This is a genomic window from Candidatus Kosakonia sp. 282A-S69 (genome assembly GCF_029433855.1).
GTDB lineage: Bacteria > Pseudomonadota > Gammaproteobacteria > Enterobacterales > Enterobacteriaceae > Kosakonia > Kosakonia cowanii_A.
This window is the reverse complement of the sequence record NZ_JAROAU010000005.1, coordinates 241,714-241,993: the sequence shown is the minus strand read 5'-3', so window position 1 is coordinate 241,993 and position 280 is coordinate 241,714.

The following is a 280-nucleotide window of genomic DNA, read 5'->3' as shown; positions in this document are numbered from 1 at the left end:
CATCAAGAAGGGCCTTGGTGACAAGAAGAACGCGGCTGGCCGTGAGGGTGCCTGCATGCTCGTCATGACCCTCTTCGACGAGGGTGTGGGTCACGAAGTCGAGCCCTTCATCATGAACGGTGTCTTTGAGACCATCGTGGAGGCCATGGGTGACAAGGAGAAGATTGTGCGTCAGCGTGCTGAGGATGCTCTGCTCCTTGTGGTCCGTAACATGTCGACGTGGGCCGGCCCTCAGGTCATTCGTGTGCTCTTGCACCAGATGCGTACGGCCGGTAAGTGG